This window comes from Geobacillus sp. LYN3, assembly GCF_003064505.1.
Taxonomy (GTDB): domain Bacteria; phylum Bacillota; class Bacilli; order Bacillales; family Anoxybacillaceae; genus Parageobacillus_B; species Parageobacillus_B toebii.
Genome location: NZ_QCWL01000001.1, coordinates 898,402 through 908,013 on the forward strand (window position 1 = coordinate 898,402; position 9,612 = coordinate 908,013).

The 9,612-nt window shown below is 43.6% G+C and carries 8 protein-coding genes; 6 read left to right on the forward strand and 2 right to left on the reverse strand.

The annotated features are described in order from the left end of the window. The first annotated feature begins 55 nt into the window (after positions 1-55). The 6 genes from DCC82_RS04630 (at position 56) to DCC82_RS04660 (ending at position 7,884) form a co-directional block, all read left to right on the forward strand. Positions 56-925: a restriction endonuclease gene (locus DCC82_RS04630; RefSeq protein WP_108430260.1), complete on the forward strand. Its 870-nt coding sequence runs from the start codon at positions 56-58 to the stop codon at positions 923-925. A gap of 44 nt (positions 926-969) precedes the next feature. After that, a complete protein-coding gene (locus DCC82_RS04635; RefSeq protein ID WP_097354107.1) occupies positions 970-1,179 on the forward strand; it encodes a hypothetical protein in 210 nt (69 codons plus the stop codon). Between the two features lie 867 nt (positions 1,180-2,046). Beyond that, positions 2,047-2,271 (forward strand): heterocycloanthracin/sonorensin family bacteriocin, encoded by a 225-nt coding sequence (locus DCC82_RS04645; protein ID WP_233253018.1) that lies wholly within the window; start codon positions 2,047-2,049, stop codon positions 2,269-2,271. Positions 2,272-2,396: 125 nt separating this feature from the next. Then, complete coding sequence (locus tag DCC82_RS04650; RefSeq protein WP_097354109.1) at positions 2,397-4,349, forward strand: putative thiazole-containing bacteriocin maturation protein; 1,953 nt, start codon at positions 2,397-2,399, stop codon at positions 4,347-4,349. Then, a complete protein-coding gene (locus tag DCC82_RS04655) occupies positions 4,349-6,292 on the forward strand; it encodes a TOMM precursor leader peptide-binding protein (RefSeq protein WP_097354110.1) in 1,944 nt (647 codons plus the stop codon). The genes DCC82_RS04650 and DCC82_RS04655 overlap by 1 nt, the downstream gene beginning before the upstream one ends. An 11-nt stretch (positions 6,293-6,303) precedes the next feature. Next, positions 6,304-7,884, forward strand: coding sequence for a SagB family peptide dehydrogenase (locus DCC82_RS04660; protein WP_081189856.1), 1,581 nt, complete (start codon positions 6,304-6,306; stop codon positions 7,882-7,884). Positions 7,885-8,055: 171 nt separating this feature from the next. Here DCC82_RS04660 and DCC82_RS04665 read toward each other — a convergent pair whose 3' ends face one another. Together DCC82_RS04665 and DCC82_RS04670 are read right to left on the reverse strand one after the other, a co-directional pair. Further along, positions 8,056-8,151, reverse strand: coding sequence for a YjcZ family sporulation protein (locus tag DCC82_RS04665; RefSeq protein ID WP_073967986.1), 96 nt, complete (start codon positions 8,149-8,151; stop codon positions 8,056-8,058). A gap of 229 nt (positions 8,152-8,380) precedes the next feature. Beyond that, positions 8,381-9,433, reverse strand: coding sequence for a 2,3-butanediol dehydrogenase (locus DCC82_RS04670; protein ID WP_012749095.1), 1,053 nt, complete (start codon positions 9,431-9,433; stop codon positions 8,381-8,383). Positions 9,434-9,612 lie beyond the last annotated feature (179 nt).

Sequence of the window (9,612 nt, forward strand, 5' to 3'; positions counted from 1 at the left end):
GAAGCAGTCAAACTTCTTTGGAAGCCCCCACTTCAAATTTTCGCTAGAAAATTAAGTGGGGGTAGTTCACTTATCTGAGAAAGAAAATAAACAGGCTACTAATGTTTCGCAAAAAGCTTCTCCTGTAAAATATAACAAATCAAAGGTAGATGAATGTTTAAAAGAAATAAGATTGTCTTCTAGAGATTCATCAAATCCTAATCGTTTTGAAAAGGCTGTTGAAGAAGGTTTCAAATTGCTAGGTTTTAAAACCGAATTGCTTGGTGGGGCAGGCAAAACAGATATTCTTATACAAGCTCCAACAGTATCCAAATATGCTTATACAGTTGCTGTTGATGCCAAATCAACCTATAGTGGTGGTATAACAGAAGGACATATTAATTTCGATACTATAACAGATCATAGAAATTTACACAATGCAAATTTCTCCTTAATTGTAGGACCTGAGTTCCATGGGGAAAGATTAATAGAAAGAGCTGTGAAACACCAAGTTGTATTACTTGATGTAGATAGTTTTGAAAAATTAATACGTTTTCATATGGAAGTGCCATTAAAGGCGGATTCTTACAAAAAGATTTTTATGAAGGCTGGAATTGCCGATTTAACCTTAATTGAGGAAGATCGAGAAAGTTTATTAAGGGACGGGAAGTTGCTTCGGGCGATAATAGAGTGTTTATCGGAAGAAAGCAACGATCCAGTTACAGAAGGGATTATTCAACCACGAGAAATATATCAAATATTAAAAAATAAAAAGGAATTTTCTAGTCCACCATCATTAGAGGAGATAAATGCTATGTTAGAGTTTCTATCTTCTCCTTTAATTGGATGTGTAGGTCAGACCAAAGAAGGGTATTATGCAATCGGCTCGTTAGCAGATGCAGCACAAAAATTTAGTTTTTATTTTCATGCTTGTAGTAAAGAGTGAAATGTGATGGATAAATTATATGTGTGTAAATAGGTGCGAGTGCGGTGTGGGATGGATTTAAGACAATGGTTAAATATGTTGTTTTAAAAACAAAAGGTAAAAAATTTTATAAAGTGACATCTAAGAAAGTTGAAGAACGCGACCGAACTATAAGTATCGTAACACGTATTAACAATAATGAAATATTTTTTAAGTTGGAAGGCCTTGAGAGTGTAGAGGAGTTAGATTTAGCGCTTGAAAATTACTTCCTATAATTGAAAAACAACTTAATGAAATGAAAAGCAATAATCAAATTTATATTGCTAGTTTCGATAAAATACTAAATGAGTGGGTTACTGAAAATTTTATAGAGAAAATAAGAAGGGAAAATGGCTTATAAAGATAAGCCATGCTGATAGTTAAAGGCAAACACTGCTACATCAAAATGTCTGCGATCGCCACTCAAGGCATGTGGAGTGTGTAGCACAACTACATTTTGGAAATAGAATAAAAGCTCATTCTAATTAATATTAGAGTGAGCTTTTTTAGTTGATGAGATTAACCAGTTTTCTGGATGGTGCCTGACGCGAAATTTTACTATGTAGGTACCGACCTAGGAAAATTGATAGGACCTTTTAATCTCTATAAACGAACATACGTTCTATAAAAACCATCCATCAGGCAAGGAAAAAGGGAAATTCACACGATTCTTGTCTAAAAAGTGTTCTTTCGGGCATTCAAAGCGGATTTGGACCGATTGTACGCCTGCAATCGGGAGTCCGCACGCGTTTGGAATGAATGTCTTTGATTGGCGGAAGGCGATTTTCTCCAATACAGCTGCTCGATCATCTAAATGGAATGAAGGTGGGGAGGTTCATATGGTTTTACGAAGTCTCAATGAAAATAGGCGTTTCAATCAGCAAAATAGGCACTTCAATCAGTAACAACCACCCAACAGAGCACATAGCTTGTTGAAGAGAGTACTCGAAGTAGTCGGTGGAATTATCTGCTTCACAGATATCTTTCTGATTGCTTTCGTTCTACTCTCCACTCTTGGTTGCGTCGACGGAAACAACAAATTTGTAACAATAAGGAGATGGTATGAAATGTATAATTTCCAAAATGAACTTCAAATGTTAGGTATGGATGATTTCGTAGCGGACGAGGTGATGGTTTGGGATCCTCAAACCCAGACCTATGTTGTCGATGATGCTCGTCAATTCGGTGGACATTGTGGTGGACGTTGCGGAGGACAGTGTTTTGGACGTTGTGGAGGACAGTGCTTTGGACGCTGTTTTAACTGCTTTAGATGCTTCAATTGCTTTAGATGCCACAATTGCTTTGGCCATTGTTTTGGAGGAATTTAAGAAGGAACTGCCCCTGCATAATCCTCTGCAGGGGCCCTTTCTATGAAATGAACATAAAGGACAAATACAAATACATAAAATGATACTACGCATTTAGGAACAACTACGGATAAGGAGGGAGCAGGATGTCAAAACTGAACGATTCCGCGCGTCTGAAGGTGAAAAGGGACACGTTTTTTCTTCCTGATCCAAATGGCGGCGTGTATTTTAGGAATAACTCCAGCTCATTTCGTATGAAAGGCAAAACAATCTATCAGTGGATTGAAAAACTAATGCCAATGTTCAATGGAGAGCACACATTGGGAGAATTGACAAAAGGATTATCGGCCCCATATAGGAACAGGGTGTATGAAATCGCAGAAATTCTGTACCGAAACGGCTTTGTTCGGGATGTGAACCAAGATCGTCCGCATCAATTGGACAGCAAGATTCTCAAAAAGTATGCTTCACAAATTGAATTTATAGAAAGTTTCGTTGATTCCGGTGCGTTCCGTTTTCAAGTATATCGCCAATCTAAAGTATTGGCAGTCGGCTCTGGACCTTTTTTGGTCTCATTGGTTTCGGCGTTGATCGAATCTGGATTGCCTAAGTTCCATGTTCTGATTACAGATTCGATGCCTACTAATCGACAGCGGTTGAAGGAACTGGCGGAGCATGCCCGCAAAACGGACTCCGAAGTAGCGATAGAGGAAATATCTCTACACAGGGGAGCAGGGGAGAGTTCTTGGCGAGAAGTGGTACAGCCATTTGAGTGGATTTTATATGTCTCTCAGGAAGGCAATGTAGAGGAACTACGGGCCCTTCATGCCGTTTGCAGGGAGGAGAAGAAGGGGTTTCTCCCTGCCATATCTTTGCAGCAAGTGGGTTTAGCTGGTCCATTAGTGCATCCGGACTCTGAGGGATGCTGGGAGTCCGCATGGCGCCGCATACACCGATCCGTGCTTCGCGAAGACCGGCTGGTGCAAGCTTTTTCTGCAACAGCGGGAGCAATGTTGGCGAATGTGATTGTATTTGAATTATTTAAAAAAGTTACAGGAGTGACGAAATCGGAACAGAGAAATCAATTTTTCCTTCTTGACTTAGAAACATTGGAAGGTGACTGGCATTCGTTCATACCACATCCGCTGGCAACGACGGAACGTGTGACGGCTGAATTGATTCAAGATCTTGATTCGAGGCTTAAACAAAATGCGAGCCGCGATGATTCGAGCAGATTGTTTCATTATTTCAGTCAATTGACATCCGCAGAATCGGGAATTTTCCATATATGGGAGGAAAGGAACTTGAATCAGCTCCCGTTGTCCCAGTGCTGCGTTCAAGCGGTTAACCCATTATCGGAGGGACCGGCTGAGCTATTGCCAGAAGTTGTCTGTGCAGGTCTAACACATGAGGAGGCGCGGCGGGAAGCAGGGCTAGCTGGGATTGAATCGTATGTATCGGGAATGATAGATTTACTCGTTAACACCGAAAAAGAGGTTGGTGTGGTCACACCACAGGAATTTATCGGTGTCGGAGCCGGGGAAACGATGGCGGAAGGCGTTTGCAGGGGATTGCAAAAGTGCTTGGATGAGGAGCTGAGCAAACGGCAGGTTAACCGAAGAGAACCTATTTTTCAGGTACGATTGGGTGCGGTGGAGGATGAACACTGCAGATTTTATTTGCAGTCACTGGCGACGATGCATGGGTCACCGACGATCGGCTTGGGAGAAAAGGTGTCAGGCTTTCCTGTAGTATGGGTCGGCACGGGCGGCCGTTGGTATGGCAGCGCAGGTTTGAATATCACAATGGCGTTGCGGAAAGCGCTAGAGCAGGCGATTATGGATGCACAAAATCAAGCGACTTCTTTCCAAATACAAGCGCTGGAGGAATCATCCATTTTTCTAAATGAAGAGAAGCCACTGAGACTGGAGATCCCCGCTTGTGAAGAGACGACGCAATCAGAGCTCTTGCAGTCCGCCATGCAGGTTTTGGAACAAAACCGTATGCGGCTCTTCGTCTTTGATTTAGCGATAGAACCTTTTTTGAAAGAGGAACTGGCAGGGGTGTTTGGCGTGCTGTTGAGAAAGGAGGATTTCTGATGGGTGCTCGCGTATTGATGGTTGGAGAAGGAGTGTTGGCGGATTTTGTGTATGAAAAATTGTCCGTCCAATATCAGGTAGTTCGGCAAATCGATTTCGAGGAAGGAATTCCGGAAGAAACAGGTTTGGCTCTGGTGTTGCATGATGCTTGGCATCCCTCTGTTCACCACAAGGCGGAAGAGGCATTACGATCGTCAGGCATTCCATGGCTCCGGGGCTTTGTTTCATTTGGGGAGGGCGTGATCGGTCCGCTAGTTCGCCCTAATACCCCAGGATGTTCTCAGTGTGCTGACATGCGGCGCCTTATAGCGGGATACGACCGAAAGGAAATGTGGGAGCTGCAACAGGTGATGGCGGTGCAAGGGGGAATACAGCATGATGCATGGGCATCACGAATAGGACTTTTGCAGATGGCTCACCTGATTGTCGCGGAGACGCAGAGGGTGTTGGAAGGCAGTCATACCCGTTTAGAAGAAAGGTTGTTCCTAATCAACCTGAAAACATTAAAGAACTCATGTCACTTCTTTCTGCCCGACCCGTTATGTACGGTATGCAGCCAATTACCTGACGATTCGCCGGCAGCAGCCCGCATATCGCTGCAACCAAGTCCGAAGATCAGCGCTGACAGTTACCGCTGCCGTCCGATCGAGGAGCTGAAAGAAGTTCTGATCAAAGATTATCTAGATTATCGAACTGGATTATTGAATGGTAAAATGCATAATTTCGCGTTGCCGTTTGCGGATGTTGTTGTAAATATGCCGATGTTTATAGGGGACGAGGGAGTAGCAGGCCGGACTCATTCCTATGAGGTTAGCGAGTTAACCGCCATTTTGGAGGGGTTAGAGAGATATTGTGGCATCGAACCTCGTGGCAAACGGACAGTGATTCATGACAGCTACCGAAATTTGAAAGATCAAGCACTCAACCCAGTAAGGGCAGGAGTACACGCGAAGGAACAATATGCGCGGCCTGATTTTCCGTTCAAACCGTTTGATCCTGACCGTCCAATGAATTGGGTATGGGGCTATTCGTTTTTACAAGAGCGTCCGATTTTGGTTCCAGAGTTGCTCGCATATTACAGTTTGGGAGGTGGGGATGGCTTTGTCTATGAAACTTCCAACGGATGTGCATTAGGCGGGAGTTTAGAAGAAGCGATTTTCCATGCCATTTTGGAGGTGGTGGAGCGCGATTCATTCTTGATGGCTTGGTATGCGCAGCTGCCTCTTCCGCGTCTTGACCTTCGTTCGGCTAACGATAAAGAATTACAGTTGATGGTCGATCGTGTACGTGCGGTGGCGGGATATGATCTGTATTTTTTCAACTCGATGATGGAGCACGGAATTCCAAGCGTCTGGGCAGTGGCGAAAAACAGAAAACAAAAGGGATTGAATCTCATCTGTGCCGCTGGAGCTCATCCGGACCCTATACGGGCGGTGAAAAGCTCGATTCACGAGTTAGCAGGCATGATGCTTGTGCTTGACGAGAAATTGGAGGCAAACCGAAAGAAATATGAAAAAATGTTGCATGATCCGCTATTAGTACGGCAGATGGAAGACCATGGCATGCTGTACGGTTTGCCGGAAGCAGAGGAGCGCCTGCAATTTTTGTTGGATGATCATCGTCCGTTGCGAACGTTTGAAGAGGAATTCAAGCAGCAAACGAAGAATGCAGACTTGACGGATGACCTGCGGGTTATTCTTCAGAAGTTCCGACGATTGAATCTTGAGGTAATTGTCGTGGACCAGACAACACCTGTCATCAAACGGAATGGATTATATTGTGTGAAAGTACTGATTCCGGGAATGTTACCGATGACATTTGGGCATCATCTTACCCGCGTGACAGGCCTGGAGAGGGTGCTCCGGGTACCAATGGAACTCGGGTATACGACAAAACCGCTCACGCTTGAACAGCTTAATCCACATCCCCATCCGTTCCCATAGGAGGTAGTAGGATGGAGCTAGAGACATTTTTACACCATCTTCATTTTGACATCGATAAGATTATGCCGCCAAATTGGGAGGTAGATTGGGAAGATGCGCCGCTTGCGTATAAGCTGTACCGTAACTTGCCAGTGATTCCGCTTTCTCCAGAAGTGCCGTTAACACTCGAGGGAAGGAAAGCGGATGGCAAGCTCGATCTAGAAGAAATAGGTCATTTTCTCTGGTACGTTTTCGGCCTTACTCAATTTTCTCAGCTAGCCTTTTCCGTGGATCCCACAGAACAAACAGTAAACCTAATGCATTTGTACCGGCGGTTTGTTCCCTCGGGAGGGGCGTTGTATCCAAATGAATTATACGTGTATTTGAAAATAAGGGATATTCCAGATGGAGTGTACCATTACGATGTGGCACACCATCGCTTGGTGTTGTTGCGGGAAGGCAATTTCGATTCCTATCTAACTAGGGCGCTGGGCAATCGCTGTGACGTATCGGCTTGTTTCGGTGTTGTTTTTGTATCGACAATGTTTTGGAAGAATTTCTTTAAATACAATAATTTTGCTTACCGTCTGCAAGGTCTGGATGCTGGCGTGCTAATCGGACAGCTGTTGGAAGCGGCGAAACGGTTCGGCTTCGCATCGGCAGTGTATTTCCAATTTCTTGACAGGGCCGTCAACCATCTGCTTGGACTGTCCGAACAGGAGGAGAGTGTGTATTCGGTTATTCCATTAGCTACGGAGTCTTCGATCACTTGGTTTGATAACGATAATAACTCAAAAGAAAGTGCCTCTGCCACTGAATTGTGCAGAGAATTGCCAGCAGTTCAGCATCATTACTATGTTCGGTCACGAAGGATTATCGACTATCCGATGCTGAGAAAAATGAATGAGGCATCGATGTTGGAATCGCCGCGATCATTTCGGCAGATTAAGGGAGATAAGAGAGATGCCTGTGGGATGCAAGCAGTAGTTCTGCCTTGTGTGAAGCGGTTATCGTATGATCTGGCGTCAGTCTGCCAGAAGCGGCATTCACCAGATATGGATTTTGTTTTGGGAAAGGTAAGCCAAGAACAATTGGCAGCTTTGCTAAAAGAGGCGACGCTTTCTTTCTCGTATCGAAATGATTTGGATGGAGAACACGAGAAGCCGCCGTCCCGTGTCTCCCTGTATGGCTGTTTTTATAACGTTGAAGGCGTTCCAGATGGAGCTTACTACTATGACAGTGCTGCTCATGCGCTAGGTCGGATACGTTCCGGAGATTATCGACACTACCTGCAATACGGAATGTCAATGGACAATGTAAATCTATTCCAAGTACCGCTCTGTCTACATGTGATAGGAGACAGGGATCACCTCCAAATGGCATTAGGGTACAGAGGATATCGCATTCAACAGATGGAGGCGGGGATGCTCGTGCAACGACTGCTCTTGGTGGCGTCTGCCATGGGGATGGGTGGGCATCCTCTTCTCGGATTTGATGTAAACTTATGCGATAAACTTTACAAGATCGATTCGCAAGGGAAAACAAGCTTAATCCAAATCCCGATCGGACCCTATCGTCCCCGCGCCTGGTTAAAAGGGAGTTTGCGCAGCTAGAAGAGACAAGAGTAACGCTTTGGTTTTGTTATAAGCAGACATATGTTAATTAACAGATATTTATGAGTTTTTGGATTAGGGAGAGAAACAAAAGAGTAATTGGGTTGCCTTGAATTAAAAAAGGACAGATCTATACGATCCGTCCTGTAAAACTTTTCAGCCGATTCTAGATTAGTAACGACCAAAAAAACAACTGCACCCAACAATAATTAAAAGGATAAACAGCACCACAATTAAAGCAAAGTTGGATCGAAAGCCACCTGACATTTAGTACACCTCCTGCTTTACATAGGATAGTACATCCTATGCAAAACATAGCGAGTCTGTATAAGACAAACATTTAATTTGGAGGAATTAATACAGATAATGAAAAAAACGCAATTCGATGTTTTGGCAAATATGCTCAAGAAACAAAAATGAATCCGGCTTGACTTCTGAAACAAAAAAGGGATTAATCCATCATGGACTAATCCCTGAAGTGATTTTTTAGCTGTCTTTATTCTGGTTTGACCAGAATTTTCACTTGGTTTTTTTCTTTGATGAGCGTTTCAAATCCTTCTGTTACAATATCATCTAGCTTAATTCGTTTCGTAACGAGCTTTTCAGCTTGGAAGTAGCCTCGTTTCATCAATTCCATTACAGCAGGGAAAATATCGCGGTATGCAATAACTCCCTTTACATTTCTTTCTTTTAATACGATATTATTCGGCTGAAGGTTTGCTTCTTTTTCCCATATACTAACGATAATCGTTTCTCCTTCGAATGTAGTGCTGTCAATAGCTTGTTGTAAAACAGCCGGTACTCCTGTTACTTCAAACGCAACATCGACACCGCCATCGGTCAATTCGCGGAGTTTTTGAACCGGATCTTCTTCTTTTGGATTGATGACAGATGTGGCGCCAAGTTCTTTCGCTTTTTGCAGACGTTCTTTGGAAACTTCTACTGCATAAATTTCTGACGCGCCAGCTGCTTTTAATGCTTCAATAACAAGAAGGCCTATAGGACCTGTTCCAAAGACAGCGGCTTTGTCACCAGGTTTGATTTTGCTTGATCGAACAGCGTGCAAAGCTACGGCCGCTGGTTCCACCAGTGCTCCTTGTTCAAAAGAAAGGCCCTCAGGCATTTTGTGAACCATATATTCATCAACCACGGTATATTCAGAGAATCCGCCGCCACCTCCGGATAGACCGTGGAATCCTAAATGTTCGCAAAGATTGTATTTTCCTTTTTTGCAAGCTGGGCATTCTCCACAGCGAAGAATAGGTTCAACAACGACAGGATCTCCTACCTTGACTTTCGTAACTCCTTCCCCGACTTCAACGACTCGTCCAGAAAATTCGTGACCCATGATAATAGGAGCCACATCTTTACTGACGGGATGAGGATCTTTCACAGGAACAAAAATTGGGCCAGCCGCGTATTCGTGTAAATCGCTTCCGCAGATTCCTGCCCATTCGACTTTAATTTTTACTTTTCCTTTTCCTGCTTTAGGTTCTTCCACTTCTTCTACTCGAATGTCTCTAGCGTTATGCCATCTTGCTGCTTTCATAGATATCCCCTCTCCATTCTATATTCATTATTATTATATCATTAAAATTTATATTATTCTTTCTAATAGAAAAAAGTTCGAAAATATTTCAAAAACAAGAGATGATCTGTAACTATTCACCCCAGTGCTAGTGTATAAAAAAGCCCAGCACAAATAGGGCATTTCGGTCATAGAAAATG

Excerpts from the sequence above, each read along its gene's own strand:
- DCC82_RS04645 (WP_233253018.1), top strand. The coding sequence starts at position 2,047 with ATGGATGATTTCGTAGCGGACGAGGTGATGGTTTGGGATCCTCAAACC.
- DCC82_RS04650 (WP_097354109.1), top strand. The coding sequence starts at position 2,397 with ATGTCAAAACTGAACGATTCCGCGCGTCTGAAGGTGAAAAGGGACACG.
- DCC82_RS04655 (WP_097354110.1), top strand. The coding sequence starts at position 4,349 with ATGGGTGCTCGCGTATTGATGGTTGGAGAAGGAGTGTTGGCGGATTTT.
- DCC82_RS04660 (WP_081189856.1), top strand. The coding sequence starts at position 6,304 with ATGGAGCTAGAGACATTTTTACACCATCTTCATTTTGACATCGATAAG.
- DCC82_RS04665 (WP_073967986.1), bottom strand. The coding sequence starts at position 8,151 with ATGTCAGGTGGCTTTCGATCCAACTTTGCTTTAATTGTGGTGCTGTTT.
- DCC82_RS04670 (WP_012749095.1), bottom strand. The coding sequence starts at position 9,433 with ATGAAAGCAGCAAGATGGCATAACGCTAGAGACATTCGAGTAGAAGAA.